The sequence below is a fragment of the Streptomyces sp. NPDC097640 genome (assembly GCF_040302705.1).
Lineage (GTDB): Bacteria > Actinomycetota > Actinomycetes > Streptomycetales > Streptomycetaceae > Streptomyces.
This window is the reverse complement of sequence record NZ_JBEOSB010000004.1, coordinates 194,615-216,134: the sequence shown is the minus strand read 5'-3', so window position 1 is coordinate 216,134 and position 21,520 is coordinate 194,615. Positions and strand designations below refer to the sequence as shown.

Here is a 21,520-nt window from a genome sequence, read left to right as displayed (position 1 = left end):
GTAAGCGAAATTCGTTCGCCTGTGCCGGAATCCGCTGCTAGGGATGGGAATATGACGATGGAGCTGCGTGTGCTCGACCCATCCCACTGGGACGAGTGGTACGGAACGTTGATACTCGCCTTCGGCGGGGTCCAGCCGTCCGCGGAGGAGCGCGTCCTGGATCGCGACTTGACCGAATGTGACCGCTCGATCGGGGTGTGGGACGGGGACGTGATCGCCGGGACGGCGGGGCTGTTCAGCTTCCGCTTGTCGGTGCCGGGCGGCGCCGTGGTGCCGGCGGCCGGGCTGACCTTGGTCGGCGTGCAGCCGACGCACCGCAGGCGCGGGGTGCTGCGCACCATGATGCGCCGCCAGTTGGACGACGTCCGCGCCGCCGGTGAGCCGCTGGCGGTCCTGACCGCCTCGGAGCCGGAGATCTACGGCCGGTTCGGCTTCGGCATGGCCGCCCAGAGCGCGTCCGCCGAGATCGACACCGTGCGGGTGGGCCTGAGCGCCCCCGAGGGGGCCGACGAGGTGGCTCTGCGCGCGGTGGCGCCCGAGGCCGGGCTGGATGCCTGTGAGGCGGTCTACGCCCGGCGGGTGACCGCCCGGCCGGGGATGCTGGAGCGGCGCCCCGGCTGGGAGCGGCAGCCGCTGCTCGACCCGCCGGACGACCGCGAGGGCGCCTCGCCGCTGCGCTGTGTGCTGGCCGAGCGGGACGGCGCGGTGACCGGCTATGTGCGCTTCGCGGTCAGGCCGGACTGGGATCTGGCCGGGTCGAAGGGGGTGGTGATCGTGCGCGATCTGGAGGCCCTGGACCCGGCGTCCTATGGCGCGCTGTGGCGTTTTCTCTTCGATCTCGACCTCACCTGCACGATCCGGACCGGTAGCCGACCGGTAGACGATCCGTGGCAGTACCTGGTCTCCGACATCCGGAGGTGCAAGGTCCGGCTGCGCGACGCGCTGTACGTACGCCCGGTCGACGTGGGCGCGGCGCTCGCGGCGCGGGCCTACGCCCTGCCGGTGGACCTGGTCCTGGAGGTCACGGACCCCTTCTGCCCGTGGAACGAGGGGCGCTGGCGGCTGGCCGGCGACGTCAAGGGCGGGAGCTGTGAGCGGACGACCGACGCGCCAGGGCTGCGGCTGGGCGCACGGGAGTTGGGCGCGGCATATCTTGGCGGGATTTCGCTGTCCGCGCTGGCGGGCGCCGGGCGCGTCCAGGAGCTGCGCCAGGGCGCGCTGGCCGAGGCGTCGGCCGCCTTCCTCAGCGACCCGGCGCCCTGGCTGCCGCACAGCTTCTGAGGGTCCTAATCGCGCTGGCAGTTCGGGCACCAGAAGAGGTTGCGGGCGGCGAGGTCCGCGGTGCGGATCTCGCCGCCGCAGACATGGCAGGGCCGCCGGTCCCGGCGGTAGACGTAGACCTCGCCGCCGTGGTCGTCGACGCGCGGCGGGCGGCCCATCGCCTCGGGGGTGTGCTCGGGGCGGACCGTGTCGATCCGGTTGTTCCGCACGCCCTCGCGCATGAGCGCCACGAGGTCCGCCCAGATCGCCTCCCACTCGGTGCGGGTCAGATCGCGGCCCGCACGGTACGGGTCGATGCCGTGCCGGAAGAGGACCTCGGCGCGGTAGACGTTGCCGACCCCCGCGACCACCTTCTGGTCGAGCAGCAGCGCGGCGACGCTGGTGCGGCTGCGGGAGATCCGGGCCCAGGCGCGGTCCGCGTCGTCCGCGGGGCGCAGCGGGTCCGGGCCGAGCCGGTCGTGCACCGCCTGCTTCTCGCCGTCGCTGATCAGCGAGCAGGCGGTCGGCCCGCGCAGGTCCGCGTAAACCGCCTGGCCGGCCAGCCGCAGCCGTACGGTCTCGGTGGGCGGCGGGGCGGGCGCCGGGCCGAGGCTGTACTTCCCGAACAGGCCGAGGTGGACATGGACCCAGCCGGTGGCCGCGAAGCTCAGGAAGAGGTGCTTGCCGTGGGCCTCGGCGTGCTCGAGCACCTGCCCGTCGATCAGCGCGGCGCCGTCCGCGAACTTGCCCTGCGGGCTGGCCGCGCGTACGGCGCGGCCGCCGAACAGCTCGCTGTGGTCGGCGGCCAGCCGGTGGATGGTGTGCCCTTCGGGCATCAGGCCATCAGTCCTGCTGCGGGTGGTGGGCGGGGATGGCCGGCAGGGCGCCGGTGGTCTCGTAGGACGAGAGCATCTCGATGCGCCGGGTGTGACGCTCCTCACCCGAGTACGGGGTGTTCAGGAAGATCTCGACAAACTTGGTCGCCTCGTCCTGCGTGTGCATCCGGGCGCCGACGCTGATCACATTGGCGTTGTTGTGCTCACGGCCGAGCTCGGCGGTCTGCTCGCTCCAGGCCAGCGCGGCGCGCACGCCCTTGACCTTGTTGGCGGCGATCTGCTCGCCGTTGCCGGAGCCGCCGATCACGATGCCGAGGCTGTCGGGGTCGGCCGCGGTCCGCTCGGCGGCCCGCAGGCAGAACGGCGGGTAGTCGTCCTGGGCGTCGTAGATGTGGGGGCCGCAGTCGACGGGCTCATGGCCGGCCGCCCGGAGCCACTCCACTAGGTGGTTCTTGAGTTCAAAACCGGCATGGTCGGAGCCGAGGTACACGCGCATGCCCCGAGTGTGACACGGCCGTGTGGTCGCCACCGCCCGGGGTACGAGTTGCGGAAGCCCTTAGTAGCACCAAGGAAACGCAGAGAAACCCCAGGTAACAATCTAGAATCAAAGGTTCAGTCGATCATGCACCTGGGTTTCACTGGCGACGCTCGTCACCCAAGAGCAAAGGACCGAGCATGAGCGCACAACCTGCGACCAACACGGCCGAGGCGAAGGCCGGTTCCTCCGACCCCGGAGCCCCGCCCGACGGTCTCAAGGCGGGCCTCAAGAACCGCCATCTGTCGATGATCGCGATCGGCGGGGTGATCGGCGCCGGGCTGTTCGTCGGGTCCGGAGCCGGCATCGCCAAGGCCGGGCCCGGCATCCTCATCTCCTACGCGCTGGTCGGCCTCATGGTCGTCCTGGTGATGCGGATGCTCGGCGAGATGGCCGCCGCCAACCCGACCTCGGGTTCCTTCTCCGCCTACGCCGACCGGGCGCTCGGCCGCTGGGCCGGGTTCTCGATCGGCTGGCTCTACTGGTTCTTCTGGGTGGTGGTGCTGGCGGTCGAGGCGACCGCGGGCGCCACGATCCTCGAGGGCTGGGTGCCGGCGGTGCCGCAGTGGGCCTGGGCGCTGATCGTGATGGTGGTGCTCACCGCGGCCAACCTGGTCTCGGTCTCCTCCTACGGCGAGTTCGAGTTCTGGTTCGCCGGGATCAAGGTCGTCGCGATCGCCGCGTTCATCGTGGTGGGCGGGCTGGCCGCCTTCGGGGCGCTGCCCGGCTCGGACAACGAGGGGGCAGGGTTCGAGCACCTCACCGACCATGGCGGATTCCTGCCGCACGGCGCGGGCGCGATCCTGACCGGCGTGCTGCTGGTCGTCTTCTCCTTCATGGGCAGCGAGATCGTCACCCTGGCCGCCGGTGAGTCCGAGGACCCGCAGCGGGCGGTGACCAAGGCGACCAACAGCGTCATCTGGCGTATCGCGGTCTTCTACCTGGGCTCGATCTTCGTCGTGGTGACCCTGCTGCCGTGGAACGACCCGGGGATCGCGGACAAGACCAAGGGCAGCTACGTATCCGCGCTCGACTCGATCGGCATCCCGCACGCGGGCCAGGTCATGAATGTGATCGTGCTGACCGCCGTGCTGTCCTGCCTGAACTCCGGCCTCTACACCGCCTCCCGGATGGCCTTCTCGCTCGGGCAGCGCGGGGACGCGCCGGCCGCCTTCGCGCGCACCACCTCGCGCGGGGTGCCGCAGACCGCGATCCTCGGGTCGGTCGTCTTCGGCTTTGTCGCGGTCTGGTTCAACTACCAGTGGCCGACCACGGTCTTCCAGTTCCTGCTGAACTCCTCGGGCGCGGTCGCCCTGTTCGTCTGGCTGGTGATCTGCTTCACGCAGCTGAGGATGCGCGGGATCGTCCAGCGCGAGTCCCCGGAGAAGCTGACCGTCCGGATGTGGCTGTTCCCGTATCTGACCTGGGCGACGATCGCGATGATCTCGTTTGTGCTGGTCTACATGCTGACCGACAAGGACGGGCGCGACCAGGTGCTGTTCTCCACGCTCGTGGCCGTGCTCGTCGTGGCGTTCGCGCTGGTCCGCGACCGGCTCCCGGCGGCCCGGCGCGTGGCCGTCGGGGGCTCCGACGGGGCCGGCGGCGCCGGCGGCAAGCCCACGGAGTCCGCGCTCCCGTAGAGCCGCTTCTCCCCCGGCATGACTCAGGCGCCGACGGCCCTATGGGCCCTCGGCGCCTGAGTGCGTACGGGAGGCGTCAGCCGCGGCGGCCGATCAGCTTCCAGGCGGCGGGCAGCGCGCCCATCGCCAGCGCGGCCTTCAGGGCGTCGCCGATCAGGAACGGCGTGAGGCCCGCCGCGACCGCCTGGCCGAGGGAGATGTCCGCGGCCAGCGCCAGGTAGGGGACGCCGACGGCGTAGATGATCGCGGAGCCCACCGCCATGGTGCCCGCCGTGCGCAGCACCCCGCGGTCCCCGCCGCGCCGCGCCAGGGCGCCCACCGCGGCCGAGGCGAGCAGCATGCCCAGCACATAGCCGAAGGACGCCATCGCGGCGCCCGAGTGGCCCTCGGCGAACCACGGCAGGCCCGCCATGCCGAGGAGGGTGTAGAGCGCGAGGGAGAGGAAGCCGCGCCGGGCGCCGAGCGAGGTGCCGACGAGCAGCGCCGCGAAGGTCTGGCCGGTCACCGGGACCGGGGAGCCGGGGACGGGCACGGAGATCTGCGCGGCGAGGCCGGTGAGCGCGGCGCCGCCGACGACCAGGGCGGCGTCCCGGGTCAGGACGTACCTGGCCGATGCGCCGACCGGCCGGGCCCGGCGGGCCGGGAAGATCACGTCCGCGAGGACCGTGCCCGGGTGGACGGTGGCGGCAGAAGCGGTGCTCATCGGCGGTTCTCCGAGGTGAGAGGCAGTGTGGGACACGGTGACGGTAACCCGGGGGCCGGGCCGCGATCACGGTCGACGAGCGACAAACCCGCACCGGCCCGCTTGGAGAGTTCCGGCAGCCGGAGGCGGCCACCGGTCACCGGGCGGCCGGCCAGGCGATGGGGTGGGTACGCAGCGTCACTCGAGGGTCCGATATTCAGACATCTCAGGCCCGCATGTTGTCCTGAGCGGACGCGCCCCCGCACACTGAGGTCGTTTTGCATCTGGCACCACCTCACACATCTGCCCCACCTCATGTAATGGACACAACAGACACATGAACCGGACACCCGCGTCCTCCGCGCAAGCGCACGACGCCGAGGCGGTCGGCGACGGCCGGGCCGGCGGCCCGCCGCTGTCCCACGGCCTGAAGCAGCGCCATCTGTCGATGATCGCCCTCGGGGGTGTGATCGGCGCGGGCCTGTTCGTCAGCTCCGGCACCGGTATCGCGGCCGCCGGGCCGTCGATCGTGCTCGCGTATGTGGTGTCCGGGCTGCTCGTGATGCTCGTGATGCGCATGCTCGGCGAGATGTCCGCGGCCAACCCGGCCTCCGGCTCCTTCTCCGTGCACGCCGAGCGCGGGATCGGCCCGTGGGCGGGGTTCACCGTGGGCTGGATGTTCTACGCGCTGCTGTGCGTGGCCATCGCGGCCGAGGCGATCGGCGCGGCGGGGATCGTGGTCCAGTGGCTGCCGGACACGGAGTCCTGGATGTGGGTCGCGCTGTTCATGGTGCTGTTCTGTGGGGCGAACCTCGCGGCCGTCGGCAACTTCGGCGAGTTCGAGTTCTGGTTCGCCGCGCTGAAGATCACCGCGATCTCGCTCTTCCTGATCCTGGGCGTCCTGGCCATCCTCGGCGTGCTCCCGGGCACCGACGCCCCGGGCACCGCCAACCTCACCGGGAACCACGGCTTCATGCCCAACGGCCTCGACGGCCTGATCGTGGGCCTGCCGGCCACCGTGTTCGCCTACGGCGGCCTGGAGACGGTCACCATCGCGGCGGCCGAGTCCGAGCGCCCGGTCCAGGGGGTCGCGAGCGCCGTGCGCACCGCGATGTGGCGCATCGCGGTGTTCTACATCGGCTCGATGCTGGTCGCCGTCACCCTGATCCCGTGGAACGACCCGTCCGTCGTCGTCGAAGGCCCGTACGTGGCCGTGCTCAAGCACCTCGACATTCCGGCGGCCGGCCAGCTCATGAACGTCATCGTGCTGGTGGCCCTGCTCTCCGCGATGAACGCGAACATCTACGGCGCCTCCCGCATGGCGTACTCGCTCGCCAGGCGCGGCGAGGGGCCGGCCGTTTTCGGCAAGGTCAGCGGCGGGGTGCCCCGGGTCACCGTGCTCGCCTCCTCCACCTTCGGCTTCTGCGCGGTGGGGCTGAGCTACCTGTGGCCGGACACCGTCTTCAAGTGGCTGCTCAACATGGTCGGCGGGGCCGTCCTGATCGTGTGGGGCTTCATCGCGTTCTCACAGCTGGCGCTGCGCAAGCGGCTGGAGCGCGAGGCGCCCGGGAAGCTCGTGGTGAAGATGTGGCTGTTCCCGTATCTGACGTGGGTGGCGCTGGCCGGGATCGTCGCCGTGCTGGTGCTGATGACGCGAGAGTCCGACACCCGCACCCAGCTGTACTTCTCGGCCGGGCTGACGGTGGCGCTCGCGGTGGTCGGATACGTCAAGCAGCGGGTGGCGGCGGCGCGCGGCTGACCACCCCCGGCCGGGAGTGAAAGGGCCCCGCGCGGCGCTGCCGCGCGGGGCCCCTGCCGTACGTCCTGCGAGACGTTCCTCAGTCGAAGATCGGGCCCACGGTGCGGGTGCGCTTGATCTCGTAGAAGCCGGGTATCGAGGCGACCATCAGGGTGCCGTCCCACAGCTTGGCGGCCTCGTCGCCCTTGGGCGCGGGGGTGACGACCGGGCCGAAGAACGCGATCTGCTCGCCGTCCGAGCCGGGGACCGCGATGACCGGGGTGCCCACGTCCTGGCCGACCAGGTCGATGCCGACCTTGTGGGAGGCGCGCAGCTGGTCGTCGTAGGCGTCGGTGTCGGCGGCGTCCGCGAGCTCGGCGGGCAGGCCCACCTCCTCCAGGGCGGCCACGATCGTCTCGCGGTTCCGCTCCAGGCCCTGGTTGTGGAAGCGGGTGCCCAGCGCGGTGTAGAGCGGGCCGAGCACCTCGTCACCGTGCTTGTCCGCGGCGGCGATGCACACCCGTACCGGGCCCCACGCGGGACCGCGCATCATCTCCTGGTACTGCTCCGGCAGTTCGTCGAGCTTGGGCTCGTTGAGCACGGCCAGGCTCATCACATGCCAGCGCACCTCGACCGGGCGGACCTTCTCCACCTCCAGCATCCAGCGGGAGGTCATCCAGGCCCAGGGACACAGCGGGTCGAACCAGAAATCGGCAGGAGTCTTGGCGGTGTCGGTCACGTTTTCTCCTCGGACGAGCGCATGCGGAAAACAGCTATAGCTGTTCCAGGGAACACGTCCGGCCGCGGCGGCCATTCCCCGATTCCCGGTGTCAGTGCCGCATGACATGATTTCGGAACTGCCCGGATTCGGGTGTTCCGATCTTCGAGACGATGACGAAGGAGCCGCGTCTTGCCCGGCGAGAACCTGACCCGTGACGAAGCCCGGGAGCGAGCGCGGCTGCTGGCCGTCGACTCGTACGACGTGGCCCTGGACCTGCGGTCCGCGGTCGGGGAGTACACCGGCGGCGGGCCGCGCACCTTCCGCTCCACCACCACGATCCGCTTCCGCTGCGCCGAGCCGGGGGCCGCGTCCTTCGTCGATCTGCTCGCGCCGCGGGTCACCGCGGTGCGGCTGAACGGGCGGGAGCTCGCGCCTTCGGCCGTCTTCGACGGCGCGCGGATCGTCCTCGACTCCCTCGCCGCGGAGAACGAGCTGGTGGTGGACGCGCAGTGCGCGTACAGCAGGACGGGCGAGGGGCTGCACCGCTTTGTGGACCCCGAGGACGGCCAGGTCTATCTGTACACGCAGTACGAGCCGGCCGACGCCCGCCGTGTCTTCGCGAACTTCGAGCAGCCCGACCTCAAGGCCCGCTTCACCTTCTCGGTGACCGCCCCGCGGGACTGGACGGTGCTCAGCAACGGAGCGGTGGCCGAGGCCGGGCCGCAGGACGCCGGCGAGGGGTTCGCCACCACCCGCTTCGCGCCGACCGAGCCGATCTCCACCTACATCACGGCGGTCGTCGCCGGCCCGTACCACTACGTGCGGGACCACTACAGCCGCGCCCTGCCGGACGGCTCCGCCCTGGAGATCCCGCTGGGGGCGCTGTGCCGCGCCTCGCTCGCCAAGCACTTCGACGCGGACGACATCTTCACCGTCACCAAGCAGGGCCTGGACTTCTTCCACGACCACTTCGACTATCCGTACCCCTTCGGGAAGTACGACCAGGCGTTCGTGCCCGAGTACAACATCGGCGCGATGGAGAACCCGGGCTGTGTGACCTTCCGCGAGGAGTTCGTCTTCCGCGGCAAGGTCACCCAGGCCTCGTACGAGCACCGGGCCAATGTGATCCTCCACGAGATGGCCCATATGTGGTTCGGCGACCTGGTCACCATGGAGTGGTGGGACGACCTGTGGCTCAAGGAGTCCTTCGCCGACTTCATGGGCGCCTTCTCGCTCGTCGAGTCGACCCGCTTCACCGACGGCTGGATCACCTTCGCCAACCGCCGCAAGGCCTGGGCCTACCGCGCCGACCAGCTGCCCTCCACCCACCCGGTCACGGCCGACATCCACGACCTGGAGGACGCCAAGCTCAACTTCGACGGAATCACCTACGCCAAGGGCGCCTCCGTCCTCAAGCAGCTGGTCGCCTACGCCGGGCGGGACGCCTTCCTGGAGGGCGCGCGCCGCTACTTCAAGCGCCATGCGTACGGCAACACGCGCCTGGCCGATCTGCTGTCGGTGCTGACCGAGACCTCCGGTCGGGACATGGCCGCCTGGTCGCGGGCCTGGCTGGAGACGGCCGGGGTCAATGTGCTCACCCCGCAGGCGACCTATGACGCGGGCGGCCACATCACCGAGCTGTCGATCCTCCAGGAGGCCGCCTCCGCCGAGCACCCGACGCTGCGCCCGCACCGGGTCGCGGTCGGCCTCTACCGCCGGGACGGCGCCGCGGCGGGCGAGACTAGCGCGCTGGTGCGCTACGCCCGGGCCGAGGTCGACGTGGACGGCCCCCGTACGGTCGTGACCGAGCTGACCGGGGCCGAGCGGCCCGATCTGATCCTGGTCAACGACGACGACCTCACGTACTGCAAGGTCCGCTTCGACGAGGTCTCGCTGGACACCCTGCGCGCCCATCTGGGCGAGCTGACCGACCCCCTCGCGCGGGCGCTGTGCTGGTCCGCCCTGTGGAACCTGACGCGGGACGCGCTGATGCCCGCCCGCGACTTCCTGGACCTGGTGGAGCGGTTCGCCGGGGCGGAGACCGACATCGGCGTGCTCCAGATGGTCCAGGCGTGGGCCCAGTCCGCGCTCCAGCACTACGCGGCGCCCGAGTGGCGCGAGGAGGGCGGCCTGCGGGCCGCCGAGGGCGCGCTGCGCGAGCTGCGGCTGGCCGACCCGGGCAGCGGCCACCAGCTGGCCTGGGCGCGGTTCTCCGCCCAGACCGCGGCCACGGACCTGGACCAGCGGCTGCTGCGCGGGCTGCTGGACGGCACGGCCCGGATCGACGGGCTGGACGTCGACCAGGAGCTGCGCTGGACGTTCCTGGCCTCGCTGGCCGCCCAGGGCGCGGCCGACGAGTCGCTGATCGCGGCGGAGCTGGCCCGCGACGACACCGCCTCCGGCAGGCGCCACCAGGTGCGCTGTCTGGCGGCCCGGCCGTCGGCCGGGGTCAAGGCCGAGGCATGGGCGTCGGTCGTGGAGTCCGACGCCCTGTCCAACGCCCTGGTGGAGGCCACCATCGCGGGGTTCGCCCAGCCGTCGCAGGCGGAGCTGCTCGCGCCGTACGCGGACCGGTACTTCGCGGCGATCGAGCGGGTGTGGCGGGAGCGGTCGATCGAGATCGCGATGGCCATCGTCCGCGGGCTGTTCCCCGCGCAGGGCGACGCCTCGACCCTGGAGGCGGCCGACGCCTGGCTGGCAGGCCACCCGGGAGCGGCCCCCGCGCTGCGCCGGCTGGTCCTGGAGTCGCGGGACGATCTCGCACGGGCGCTGCGCGGACAGGAGTGCGACGCTCGCTCGGCCGTCTGACGGGCGTTTTCGGCAGATGAGGCGTTTTCGGCAATCGAACTGCCGTACTTTAGGGCGGCGTTGTCCGCATTTGTCGACGAGCGTGTAACAGCGGTTAGCGGGCCGGGCGGGCCCGGGAATGGCGGGGTCATGAACTCCGACACCCCGCTCTCGCCCCGCCCGCTGCACCACCTCCCGGACGGCGGGCGCAGCGTATTGACGAGCCGTCAACTCCGCGAGCACGGCGTGACGGCGGCGGAGGCCGCCGAGCGCTGCCGCCCCGGCGGCCCCTGGCAGCGGATCCTGCCGGGCGTCCATCTGCTCCACCCCGGCCCCGCGACCGGCGAGGAGCGGCTGCGCGCGGCGCTCCTGTACGCCGCGAGCCGCGAGCGCGCGGGCGGTCCGGACGGCTCGAGCAGCGCCGGCGGCACCGGCAGCGCGGACCGCGCGGGCAGCGCGGGCGGCCCGGCCGGCTCCCCGGTGCCCGGGGCCGGCGGCGGGCCGTACGGCGCGGCGATGATCACCGGCCTGGCGGCGCTGGCCCTGCACCGCTTCTCCGCCGCCCCCTCGCTGCGCGCCCTGGACCGCGTCGATGTGCTCGTACCGCGCGCCCGGCGGCTCCGCCCGGCCGGCTATGTGCGCTTCGTCCGCGCCGCCGCCCTGCCCCGCCCCCGGGAGATCACCGGCCTGCCGGCCGCCCCCGCCGCCCGCGCCCTCGCCGACGCGGTGGCCCAGCTGCCCGACGCCGCGACGGTGCGCCGGCTGCTCGTCGAGGCCGTGCGCCACGGCCACTGCGAGGCGTCGGCCCTCGTGGCGGAGCTGAGCCGGGCCCGGCTGCTGGCCCGGCCGCATGTCGTCGACGCCGTCGACGCCCTGCTGGCGGAGGGGCGGGCCATGGCCGAGGGGCTGCTGTACGACATGGTGCGCGGATACGCCCTGCCCGAGCCGCTGTGGAACGTGGAGCTGCGGCTGCCCGGCGGCACCCTGCTGGCCGGGGTGGACGCCTACTGGCCGGCCCAGGCCGTGGCCCTGGAGATCGACGCGCGCGTCTCCCGCCAGGGCGGGTACGACCCGCTGGGCGGCTTGGCGCCGGCGGGCGAACACATGGAGCGGATGGGCATCACGGTCGTACGCGTCACCCCAAGGAAGCTCCGCGAGTGCCTGGAGGCGCAGGCCGCGGTGGTCCGCACCGCGCTGATCGCGGCGGTCGACCGCGAGCCCGCGCCCTACGTCGTGATCCGGCCCCGGTGAGGGGCCGGCCCGCACCGGCCAGGGCTCACGCCTTGCGCAGCAGCAGCTCGGTGTTGCGGTCGTCCGCGTCGCCCGCCAGGGCCTGGCTGCGCCCCGGGGCGTTGTACGACAGCTCGCGGTAGAGCGCGGCGAGGCCGGTCTGGGACAGGTCGGAGTAGTCCGTGCGGCGCGGCGCGGCCGACTCGATCAGCGTGGTGAACAGCGACAGCGTGCCGTCGTGGTTGTCCACGACCTCGATCACCCGGGCCAGCTGGGGGAAGTCCACGTGCGAGGCGGTGGTGATCTCCCAGAAGGTGCCGCGCGGGGTGATCTCGTTCTTGTGGCTGTGGCCGTTGATCCACGCCAGCACCTGGGGGTGGCGCTTGAAGAGGGCCACGACCTCGTCGCCGCCGTGCCGGGCCTCGCCCGGGCGGGCCGGGTCGCGGTTCGGATTGTCCATGCTGCGGCTGTAGTGGTGGCTGAAGACCAGGATCCGGTCGTCCTTGTGGGCCTTCAGCGTCCGCTCCAGCCAGCGCAGCTGGGCGGTGCCCAGGGAGCCGGTGTAGTGGCCGCCCGGGTCGGTGGTGTCCAGGCTGATGCCGAGGACGCCGTCGGATATCCGGAACGAGTAGTAGCAGGTGCCCTCGTCGAGGTTGGCCTTGGTGTAGCCGTGGCCGACCGGGCCGGGGCCGGTGTGGGCGGGGCTGAGGTGCGCGGCCAGGTAGTCGTGGCGGCTGATCGGCGCGCGGCGCTCGTCGGGGGTGACGGTGCGCATGTCCTTCTTGTGGGCGCGCAGCAGCTCCTTCATGACCGAACCCGTGGGGTCGCCGCCCTTGCGCTCGTCCTTGAAGCGCTCCGCGGCCTCGGCGGCCGAAATGATCTGGAGCTTGCGGCTGCCGGTGGCGAGGTCGGCGAAGTAGTTCCCGCCGAAGGAGTAGACGCCGCCGGCCAGGTCGTCGTGGTTGCCGATGGTCGAGTACCAGGGCAGCCGCAGCCCGGGGCTGTTGACGGTGCGCAGCGCGGCCGCCAGGAAGCCCTCGATACGCGGGAAACCGGCCTGCTTGTCGGCGTCGCGCAGCGCGCTGTCCGGGTGCCAGAACGCCTTGATCCCGCTGTTCTGCACGCCCTCGTAGCGGCGCGGGTCGCCCGTGTTGGGGGTGATCCGGCCGCCGTTCATCACGCCCAGGAACCAGTCCAGCTCGACCCGCGCGTTGTTGTCGGTGTTGTCGCCGGTGGTCATGACAAAGGACAGCGGGGAGCCGGTGGCCGGTCCGCCGCGCAGGCCGTTGACCCGCTCGATCAGAGACGCGGCGCCGACGACGGTCAGCGCCTCGTGGGGCCGCCAGGCCCCGGGGCGACCGGCGCGCAGAAACTCGTAGCGCAGCGGGTGCTGCACATCGGTGAGGTGCAGGTCGGTGAGTTGCACGAAGGAGGCGACCGTGGTGCGCCGGGCCTCCCGGCCGCTCTTGGCCCCGGCCAGCTCGGTGCGCACGGTGCGGGCCCAGGCCGGGCCGTCGCCGAGCCGGCGGTAGGCGCCGGTGCCGCGCGGGGCGGAGAAGGTCTCCAGCGTGGTGCCGGCCTCCGAGGGGAGCGAGGGGGCGGTGACGACCCTGCGGCCGGCGGCGCTCACCCGGGCGGGCTGGGAGGCGGTCGCCGAACCGCCGCCGGGCCCGAAGGCGAACCCGAGGCCGGTCGCGGCACCGGCGGAGGCGGCGGCGACGAGAAGGGTGCGGCGGTCGAGGGCGGCGTGGGCGGCGGACCGTATGCGGGACATGCGGGATCTCCCCGAGTGCGAACGCGGATGCGGTCGGGCAGCGGGCTGCCCTGTCACTTCGGATCGTTGGCATCGGGGATGGCCTGCGAGTTAACGATGCGGCAACGCCCGCCGCCGAAATGCGCACGTGGATCTTGGCGATAGCAAACGGTCATCCCGCACTACGCCGCCGGAATTCCGCCGCTCACCCGGAGTTCACCGGAGCTGGGAACGCCGAGGGGACTCAAGGCCACGGGGCGCCCACGGCGTACGCCCGGCGCGCGGCCGGCGGACGCCCGGCGCGGGCCTGTCCCATGCACCGGACAATGCACCGTCCCAGGCATCCGGACAAGGAACCAGGACAATAAATTGGAAGGTCGCCGGGGCCACCCGCATGATGGGACGGCACGCCAGGCACCCAGCACCAGGCACAGAGCACAAGGAGCGCGTCGTGAGGATCGGAATCGTCGGAGCCACCGGCCAGGTCGGCGGGGTCATGCGCAAGATCCTCACCGAGCGGGACTTCCCCGTCGAGGAGCTGCGCCTGTTCGCCTCGGCCCGCTCCGCCGGGCGCACCCTCCCCTGGCGGGACACCGAGATCTCCGTCGAGGACGCGGCCACCGCCGACTACTCGCGGCTGGACATCGCGCTGTTCTCCGCGGGCGGGGCGACCTCCCGCGCGCTGGCGGCCAAGGTCGCCGCGGCCGGCGCCGTGGTGATCGACAACTCCTCCGCCTGGCGGATGGACCCCGAGGTGCCGCTGGTGGTCTCCGAGGTCAACCCGGACGCCGTCGCGCAGCGCCCCAAGGGCATCATCGCCAACCCGAACTGCACCACCATGGCCGCCATGCCGGTGCTGCGCCCGCTGCACGAGGAGGCGGGTCTCACCGCTCTCGTCGCCACCACCTACCAGGCCGTGTCCGGCTCGGGCCTGTCCGGGGTGGAGGAGCTGGCCGGCCAGGTTCGCAAGGTCATCGACGACGCGACCGCGCTGACCCACGACGGCGCGGCCGCGCAGTTCCCCGAGCCCGCCGTCTACAAGCGCCCCATCGCCTTCAATGTGCTGCCGTTCGCGGGCAACCTCGTCGACGACGGCCGCTTCGAGACGGACGAGGAGCAGAAGCTCCGCAACGAGTCCCGCAAGATCCTCGGGATCCCCGAGCTGAAGGTCTCCGGCACCTGTGTCCGCGTCCCCGTCTTCACCGGCCACTCGCTCCAGCTCAACGCCCGCTTCGCGAACCCGCTGAGCGTGGCCCGCGCGTACGAGCTGCTCGCCGACGCCCCGGGCGTCGAGGTCTCGGAGATCCCGACCCCGCTCCAGGCGGCCGGCCAGGACCCCAGCTACGTGGGGCGCATCCGGGTGGACGAGACGGTCGACAACGGCCTCGCGCTCTTCGTCTCCAACGACAACCTCCGCAAGGGGGCGGCGCTCAACGCCGTCCAGATCGCGGAGCTGGTGGCGGCCGAGCTCAGCTGAGCCCCCCGTTCCGGGCACCTGACGAGCGCCCCGCGGCGCCGGGCGATTACCGCGGGCGGCGGACCGGCTTTGCGTGGAAGGATGGCCGAAACGTCGTATTCGAAGGAGATGCCCAGGTGCCTGGAACGAACCTGACCCGCGAAGAGGCGCAGCGGCGGGCCCGGCTGCTCACGGTCGACTCGTACGAGATCGAGCTCGATCTCTCCGGCGCGCAGGAGGGCGGCACCTTCCGGTCGGTCACCACCGTGCGCTTCGACGTGGCCAAGGCGGGCGCGGACTCCTTCGCGGACCTGGTCGCCCCCACCGTGCACCAGGTGGTGCTCAACGGGTACGAGCTGGACCCGGCCAAGGCCTTCGCGGACTCCCGGATCGCGCTGACCGGTCTCCAGGAGGGGCGCAACGAGCTGCGGGTCGTCGCGGACTGCGCGTACACCAACACCGGCGAGGGCCTGCACCGCTTTGTGGACCCGGTGGACCAGCAGGCGTACCTCTACACACAGTTCGAGGTGCCGGACGCGCGCCGGGTGTTCGCGAACTTCGAGCAGCCGGATCTGAAGGCTACCTTCCAGTTCACCGTGACCGCGCCCGAGGGCTGGACGGTGATCTCCAACTCGCCGACGCCCGAGCCCAAGGACAACATCTGGCGCTTCGAGCCGACCCCGCGCATCTCGACGTACATCACCGCGCTGATCGTGGGGCCGTACCACAGCGTGCACAGCAGCTGGGAGGGCCAGGGGCGGTCGGTGCCGCTGGGTATCTACTGCCGCCCCTCGCTCGCCGAGTTCCTGGACTCGGACGCGATCTTCGAGGTGACGCGGCAGGGCTTCGACTGGTTCCAGGAGAAGTTCGACTACGCCTACCCCTTCGCCAAGTACGACCAGCTGTTCGTGCCGGAGTTCAACGCCGGCGCGATGGAGAACGCGGGCGCGGTCACCATCCGCGACCAGTACGTCTTCCGCTCCAAGGTCACGGACGCGGCCTATGAGACGCGCGCCGAGACCATCCTCCACGAGCTGGCCCACATGTGGTTCGGCGACCTGGTGACCATGGAGTGGTGGAACGACCTGTGGCTGAACGAGTCGTTCGCCACCTACACCTCCATCGCCTGCCAGGCGTACGCGCCGGGCAGCCGCTGGCCGCAGGCCTGGACCACCTTCGCCAACTCGATGAAGACCTGGGCCTACCGGCAGGACCAGCTGCCGTCCACCCACCCGATCATGGCCGAGATCCGCGACCTGGACGACGTCCTGGTCAACTTCGACGGCATCACGTACGCGAAGGGCGCCTCGGTCCTCAAGCAGCTGGTCGCCTATGTGGGCCAGGACGAGTTCTTCAAGGGCGTGCAGGCGTACTTCAAGCGCCACGCGTACCGGAACACCCGGCTGTCCGACCTGCTGGGCGCGCTCGAGGAGACCAGCGGCCGGGACCTGAAGACCTGGTCGAAGGCGTGGCTGGAGACGGCCGGGATCAACATCCTGCGCCCGGAGATCGAGACCGACGACTCCGGCACCATCACCTCCTTCGCGGTGCGCCAGGAGGCCCCGGCGCTGCCGCCCGGCGCCAAGGGCGAGCCTGTGCTGCGCCCGCACCGCGTCGCGATCGGCCTGTACGAGCTCAGCGCCACCGGCAAGCTGCTGCGCGGCGACCGGATCGAGGTCGACGTGGACGGCGAGCTGACCCCCGTGGCGGCCCTGGCCGGCCGCAAGCGCCCCGCCGTGATCCTCCTCAACGACGACGACCTCTCGTACGCGAAGGTCCGGCTGGACCCCGAGTCGCTGGCCGTGGTCACCGAGCACCTGGGCGACTTCGAGGCCTCCCTGCCGCGCGCCCTGTGCTGGGCCTCGGCCTGGGACATGACCCGCGACGGCGAGCTGGCCACCCGCGACTACCTCTCCCTGGTGCTGTCCGGCATCGCCAAGGAGTCGGACATCGGCGTCGTGCAGTCGCTACAGCGCCAGGCCAAGCTGGCCCTGGACCTGTACGCCGCCCCCGAGTGGCGCGAGGCGGGCCTGGCGAAGTGGACCGAGGCCACGCTGACCCATCTGCGGGCCGCCGCCCCCGGCAGCGACCACCAGCTGGCCTGGGCCCGGGCCTTCGCCGACACCGCCCGCGCCGACGAGCAGCTCGGCCTGCTGTCGGGGCTGCTGGCGGGCACCGAGACCATCGAGGGCCTGACCGTCGACACCGAGCTGCGCTGGGCGCTGCTGGAGCGGCTCGCCGCGACCGGCCGGGCCGACGAGGAGGCGATCACCGCGGAGCTGAGCCGGGACCGCACCTCGGCGGGCGAGCGGCACGCGGCCACCGCGCGCGCCTCGCGGCCGGCGCCGGAGGCGAAGGCCGAGGCGTGGGCGTCGGCCGTGGAGGGCGACAAGCTGCCGAACGCGGTGCAGGAGGCGGTGATCCGCGGCTTCGTCCAGACCGACCAGCGTGAGCTGCTGGCGCCGTACGCCGAGAAGTACTTCGCCGCGGTGAAGGGCGCCTGGGACAGCCGCAGCCACGAGATGGCGCAGCAGATCGCGGTCGGCCTCTACCCGACGGTGCAGATCTCGCAGGCGACGCTGGAGGCGACCGACGCCTGGCTGGCCTCCGCCGAGCCCAGCGCGGCGCTGCGCCGCCTGGTCACGGAGTGCCGGGCGGGCGTCGAGCGCGCGCTCAGGGCGCAGGCGGTGGACGCGGCGGCCGCGGCGGGCTGACGCCCTCCCCCGGACGGGCTGGATTCGCCTCGCAGAGCGAATCCAGCCCGTTCGCGCGTGGGCGGGGGAAACGGCCCGCCGCAGGCGCGCTAGACGCGCTCGGCGGCGCGGGCCGCGCGGCGGGCCAGCATCGCCTCGCGCCGCTCGTCGAACTTCGTGGCCTGCGCGTCCAGGCCGCCCATGTACAGCCCGAGCTCCTCCTGCGCCTTGAGCCCGTCGCCGGTGAGCCCGGAGATCTCCAGCACCTTCAGGAAGCGCAGCACGGGCTGGAGCACATCGTCGTGGTGGATGCGCAGGTTGTAGATGCCGCCGATGGCCATCTGCGCGGCCGCCCGCTCGAACCCGGGCATGCCGTGTCCCGGCATACGGAAGCCGACCACCACATCGCGGACGGCGCACATGGTCTGGTCGGGCGCCAGCTCGAACGCCTTCCCCAGCAGATTCCGGTAGAAGACCATGTGCAGGTTCTCGTCGGTGGCGATGCGGGCGAGCATCCGGTCGCAGGCCGGGTCTCCGGAGTGGTGACCGGTGTTGCGGTGCGATATACGCGTGGCGAGCTCCTGGAAGGCCACGTACGCGACGGAGTGCAGCATGCTGTGGTTGTTGTCCGACTCGAACCCCTCGGACATGTGCGCCATCCGGAACCGCTCCAGCTCGACCGGGTCGACCGCGCGGGTGGTGAGCAGGTAGTCCCGCATGACGATGCCGTGCCGGCCCTCCTCCGCCGTCCACCGGTGCACCCAGGTGCCCCACGCGCCGTCGCGGCCGAAGAGCGTGGCGATCTCGTGGTGGTAGCTGGGGAGGTTGTCCTCGGTGAGCAGGTTGACCACGAGCGCGATCCGGCCCACGTCGGTGACCTTCGACTGCTCGGGCGCCCAGGCCTCGCCGCCCATCACGCCGTCGAAGTTGCGGCCGTCGCTCCACGGCACGTACTCGTGGGGCATCCACTCCTTGGCGGCCTTCAGATGCCGGTTGAGCTCCACCTCGACGACCTCTTCGAGTGCGTACAGCAGGCGGCTGTCGCTCCATACGGCCTGACCGTGACGGCGAGTGGGGGCGAGGGTCACAGTGGGCTCCTGGGGACGTCGTCGTGCGATGCGTTACCTACGGCTCCGTAGGTTACGACACCGTAGGTTAAAGCGAAAATAAACGGCTTGATACGCGCCGGGAAAGATGTTTGAGAAAGACGTTTGAGAGGGTCGCTCGGCAGAGTCACTGCGGGAACGCAACAAGGGCGCCCACCGGCGGTCGGCCGGGGGCGCCCTCGTCACAGCGTCCTAGGTGTCAGTTCGTGTCAGTCACTGCGCTTGCGGGTCTTGTCGCCGAGCATCACCAGACCGGCGATCACGACGAACAGCACAAGGGGAGTGACGACGTAGAGGCCCAGCGTCTCAGCGACGCTCAGGCCCGGACCCGGGTCGTCACCGTCGTCGCGGAACGCGAACGCGGGGGACGACACCATCAGCATGGCCGTCGTCGCGGCGATGACGGCACCGGCGCGAACGGCGTTCTTTTTGACCTTGTTGCTCACGCACTCACGGTATCGGACGGCCTAGCGCCGCGCGTGCCCGGGGTGGGCCTGCCCACACCCGCACGCCCGCCCGCACGCCCCGCCTCCCGGGTGACCTCGCCCATCAGGGCGTGCAGCCTCGGCGAGGCCACCAGGTCCTCCAGGGATACGGGGCGGCCGGCCGCGTCCGCGATGGGCAGCCGCCAGTTCGGGTACTCGTTCCACGTACCGGGGAGGTTCTGCGGGCGCCGGTCCCCCACCGTGTCCGGCAGCCATATGCCGACCAGCTTCGCCGGAGTGCGCAGCAGAAAGCGGTGGACCGCCTTGACGGCCGCCTCCTCGTCGCCCGGCCCCTCCGGCAGCAGCCCCAGCCGCCCCAGCAGCGTCAGCCACTCCGCGACCTCCACTGCGTCCTCGGCCCGTTCGCGCTCGAGCGGGCCGGTGACCAGGCCGAGCCGGTGGCGCAGCTCGACATGGCCGCCGGTGAGCCGGGCAGCGGTGCTCGGCAGGTCGTGGGTGGTGACGGTGGCCAGGCAGTCGGCGCGCCACTCCTCGGGCGTCAGCGGGCGGGCGCGGACGGGCACCCCACCCCCGGTCTCCCCGCTCGCCTCGCCCCGGCCCTGCTCGCCGTCCCCGCCGTCCTCGCCGTCCCCGCCGTCCCCACTGGGGTAGTTCCGCTCGAACCACAGCACCGACGTGCCCAGCACCCCGCGCCCGGCCAGCGTCTCCCGCACCCCCGGCTCGACCGTGCCGAGGTCCTCGCCGATGATCACCGCCCCGGCGCGATGCGCCTCCAGGGCGAGCACGCCGAGCATGGCCTCCGCGTCGTAGCGGACGTAACAGCCCTCGGTCGGTTCCCGCCCCTCCGGCACCCACCACAGCCGGAACAGGCCCATCACATGGTCGATGCGCAGCGCGCCCGCGTGCCGCAGCAGCCCGCGCAGCAGATCGCGGTAGGCGGCGTAGCCCGTGGCGGCCAGGGCGTCCGGCCGCCACGGCGGCAGCCCCCAGTCCTGGCCGTGGGAGTTGAACGCGTCCGGCGGCGCGCCGATCGACATCCCGGACGCGAAGACGTCCCGCAGCGCCCAGGCGTCGGCTCCCGACGGGTGCACCCCGACCGCCAGGTCGTGCACCAGGCCGATGGCCATCCCGGCGTCGAGCGCGGCGCGCTGGGCGGCGGCCAGCTGCCCGTCCGTCAGCCAGGCCAGCCAGCAGTGGAAGTCGGCCCGGTCCAGGTGCTCGCCGCGGGCGCGGGCGACCGCGGCGGAGCCGGGGTCGGCCAGGCCGTGCGGCCAGGAGCGCCACGCGGGGCCGTGGATCTCGGCGAGCGCGCTCCAGATGGCGTGGTCTTCCAGGGCCTGGCCGCGCTCGGCCAGGAAGTCGCAGTAGGCGGCCCGGCGGCCGGGGCTCAGCGGCACGGCCCGCACCAGCTCCAGTGCCTCCCGCTTGAGCGTCCACACCGCGTCCCGGTCGATCAGCGCGCCCTCATGGAGCACGGCGGTGCGCAGCGCGGCGGCCCGGTCCAGCAGCTGGTCGACCCGCTCGCGCGGGGCGCCGCGCAGCTGGGCGTACTCGGGCACGTCCTCGACCCGCAGATGGACCGGGTCGGGGAAGCGGCGCGAGGAGGGGCGGTAGGGCGAGGGGTCGGTGGGCTCGGTGGGCGTGCCGGGCACCGCCGCGTGCAGCGGGTTGAGCTGGACGAACCCGGCGCCCAGCGCCCGGCCCGACCAGGCGGCGAGATCGGCCAGGTCGCCGAGGTCGCCCATCCCCCAGGAGCGCGCGGACAGCAGCGAGTACAGCTGGACGAGGAAGCCGTGGCTGCGCGCCGGGGGCTGCGGCATCCGGTCGGGGGCGACGATCAGGGTGGCGGCGGCCGAGCGGCCGTCGGGGGCCTGGGCGTGCACGGTGTGGCTGCCCAGGGGCGGCGCGGCGGCCGCGGGGCCGTCGGCCCCGGGCCGCCAGTCGCGCACCGCGCCGTCCTCGGTCTCCACCCGCAGCGCGGTGCCCTCGGGCAGCCGCAGCCGCGGCGGCCTGCCGGGGCGCACCACGACGCACGGCGGCAGCAGCCGGGCGAGCATCTCGCGCTCGTGCCGCTCCAGCGCGGCCTGTACGGAGTCGGGGGTCGAGGCGTCCACGCCGAGCGCGGCGAGCACGGCGACGACGGTGTCGTCGGACACCCGCACGGTGCGACCGGGGGCGGGCTCGTACGAGGTGGCGACGCCGTGCAGCTCGGCGAGGAGCGCTCTGCCCATCAGGACTCCATTCAGAACTCCATGGGCTCCGCGCCCGCCCCGATGCCGAACGCGGCACCGGTCGGCTCGCTCGTCAGCGGCGGCTCGGCGGCGAGCGGGGGCTCACTGGTCAGGGGGGCGAAGTCGGCGGGCGCGGGCTCACTGGTGAGCGGCGCCTCCGTGTGCAGACCGGATCCCTCGAGGCCACACAGGCCGCAGTCGGGGTGGGAGACCCCGGCGAACGGGTCGGGCTCCCCCGCTGCGGTCACGGGTTTGGAGAGGGCGGAGAACAGAAGCTGAGCTGACGTGGCCACACGGGCCTCCGTGGGATGTCGGCAGTGGGACAGGTGCAGGCCTACCCATGAAAGGCGGCCGCAGACGTAATCGGCCCCCTGGCGTGCTTCAGGTCACATTCCCCTGGTCCAGG

At 72.3% G+C, this 21,520-nt stretch carries 16 protein-coding genes; 7 read left to right on the top strand and 9 right to left on the bottom strand.

The window, feature by feature from the left end:
• The first annotated feature begins 51 nt into the window (after positions 1 to 51).
• The gene (locus ABTY62_RS07450; protein WP_352128451.1) at positions 52 to 1,281 is read left to right on the top strand and encodes a GNAT family N-acetyltransferase; all 1,230 of its coding nucleotides are present in this window, start codon (positions 52 to 54) and stop codon (positions 1,279 to 1,281) included.
• Between the two features lie 5 nt (positions 1,282 to 1,286).
• Here ABTY62_RS07450 and ABTY62_RS07445 read toward each other — a convergent pair whose 3' ends face one another.
• Both ABTY62_RS07445 and ABTY62_RS07440 read right to left on the bottom strand, forming a co-directional pair.
• Positions 1,287 to 2,096, bottom strand: coding sequence for an Fpg/Nei family DNA glycosylase (locus tag ABTY62_RS07445; RefSeq protein ID WP_352128450.1), 810 nt, complete (start codon positions 2,094 to 2,096; stop codon positions 1,287 to 1,289).
• Positions 2,097 to 2,103: 7 nt separating this feature from the next.
• Positions 2,104 to 2,592, bottom strand: coding sequence for a ribose-5-phosphate isomerase (locus tag ABTY62_RS07440; protein ID WP_352128449.1), 489 nt, complete (start codon positions 2,590 to 2,592; stop codon positions 2,104 to 2,106).
• 179 nt (positions 2,593 to 2,771) lie between these two features.
• On the opposite strand from ABTY62_RS07440, the gene ABTY62_RS07435 reads away from it, so the two are divergent.
• Positions 2,772 to 4,271, top strand: coding sequence for an amino acid permease (locus tag ABTY62_RS07435; protein ID WP_352128448.1), 1,500 nt, complete (start codon positions 2,772 to 2,774; stop codon positions 4,269 to 4,271).
• A gap of 76 nt (positions 4,272 to 4,347) precedes the next feature.
• On the opposite strand, the gene ABTY62_RS07430 is transcribed toward ABTY62_RS07435, so the two are convergent.
• Positions 4,348 to 4,974: a biotin transporter BioY gene (locus tag ABTY62_RS07430; RefSeq protein WP_352128447.1), complete on the bottom strand. Its 627-nt coding sequence runs from the start codon at positions 4,972 to 4,974 to the stop codon at positions 4,348 to 4,350.
• A gap of 316 nt (positions 4,975 to 5,290) precedes the next feature.
• Between ABTY62_RS07430 and ABTY62_RS07425 the strand changes: the two genes are divergently transcribed.
• Positions 5,291 to 6,712: an amino acid permease gene (locus ABTY62_RS07425; RefSeq protein ID WP_352128446.1), complete on the top strand. Its 1,422-nt coding sequence runs from the start codon at positions 5,291 to 5,293 to the stop codon at positions 6,710 to 6,712.
• Between the two features lie 79 nt (positions 6,713 to 6,791).
• Here ABTY62_RS07425 and ABTY62_RS07420 read toward each other — a convergent pair whose 3' ends face one another.
• Entirely contained in the window at positions 6,792 to 7,430 is a 639-nt protein-coding gene (locus ABTY62_RS07420) for a mycothiol-dependent nitroreductase Rv2466c family protein (RefSeq protein WP_352128445.1), read from the bottom strand.
• 171 nt (positions 7,431 to 7,601) lie between these two features.
• Between ABTY62_RS07420 and pepN (ABTY62_RS07415) the strand changes: the two genes are divergently transcribed.
• A complete protein-coding gene (pepN, locus tag ABTY62_RS07415; RefSeq protein WP_352128444.1) occupies positions 7,602 to 10,220 on the top strand; it encodes an aminopeptidase N in 2,619 nt (872 codons plus the stop codon).
• A gap of 129 nt (positions 10,221 to 10,349) precedes the next feature.
• Positions 10,350 to 11,450: a hypothetical protein gene (locus ABTY62_RS07410; RefSeq protein ID WP_352128443.1), complete on the top strand. Its 1,101-nt coding sequence runs from the start codon at positions 10,350 to 10,352 to the stop codon at positions 11,448 to 11,450.
• Positions 11,451 to 11,475: 25 nt separating this feature from the next.
• Here ABTY62_RS07410 and ABTY62_RS07405 read toward each other — a convergent pair whose 3' ends face one another.
• On the bottom strand, positions 11,476 to 13,203 hold the full coding sequence (locus tag ABTY62_RS07405; RefSeq protein WP_352128442.1) for a TIGR03767 family metallophosphoesterase: 1,728 nt from the start codon (positions 13,201 to 13,203) through the stop codon (positions 11,476 to 11,478).
• Between the two features lie 430 nt (positions 13,204 to 13,633).
• On the opposite strand from ABTY62_RS07405, the gene ABTY62_RS07400 reads away from it, so the two are divergent.
• Together ABTY62_RS07400 and pepN (ABTY62_RS07395) are read left to right on the top strand one after the other, a co-directional pair.
• Positions 13,634 to 14,659, top strand: coding sequence for an aspartate-semialdehyde dehydrogenase (locus ABTY62_RS07400; RefSeq protein WP_352128441.1), 1,026 nt, complete (start codon positions 13,634 to 13,636; stop codon positions 14,657 to 14,659).
• 116 nt (positions 14,660 to 14,775) lie between these two features.
• Positions 14,776 to 17,352 carry an aminopeptidase N gene (pepN, locus tag ABTY62_RS07395; protein WP_352128440.1) on the top strand — a complete coding sequence of 859 codons (2,577 nt, stop codon included), beginning with the start codon at positions 14,776 to 14,778 and terminating at the stop codon, positions 17,350 to 17,352.
• 89 nt (positions 17,353 to 17,441) lie between these two features.
• Here pepN (ABTY62_RS07395) and ABTY62_RS07390 read toward each other — a convergent pair whose 3' ends face one another.
• The 4 genes from ABTY62_RS07390 to ABTY62_RS07375 all read right to left on the bottom strand — a co-directional run bounded on the left by ABTY62_RS07390 (position 17,442) and on the right by ABTY62_RS07375 (position 21,407).
• A complete protein-coding gene (locus tag ABTY62_RS07390) occupies positions 17,442 to 18,419 on the bottom strand; it encodes an acyl-ACP desaturase (protein WP_352128439.1) in 978 nt (325 codons plus the stop codon).
• A 227-nt stretch (positions 18,420 to 18,646) separates the two neighbouring features.
• Positions 18,647 to 18,883 carry a hypothetical protein gene (locus ABTY62_RS07385; RefSeq protein ID WP_352128437.1) on the bottom strand — a complete coding sequence of 79 codons (237 nt, stop codon included), beginning with the start codon at positions 18,881 to 18,883 and terminating at the stop codon, positions 18,647 to 18,649.
• Positions 18,880 to 21,114, bottom strand: coding sequence for a 4-alpha-glucanotransferase (gene malQ / locus ABTY62_RS07380; protein WP_352128436.1), 2,235 nt, complete (start codon positions 21,112 to 21,114; stop codon positions 18,880 to 18,882). Before malQ ends, ABTY62_RS07385 begins: the two co-directional genes overlap by 4 nt.
• A gap of 11 nt (positions 21,115 to 21,125) precedes the next feature.
• Entirely contained in the window at positions 21,126 to 21,407 is a 282-nt protein-coding gene (locus tag ABTY62_RS07375) for a hypothetical protein (protein ID WP_352128435.1), read from the bottom strand.
• Positions 21,408 to 21,520: the final 113 nt, after the last annotated feature.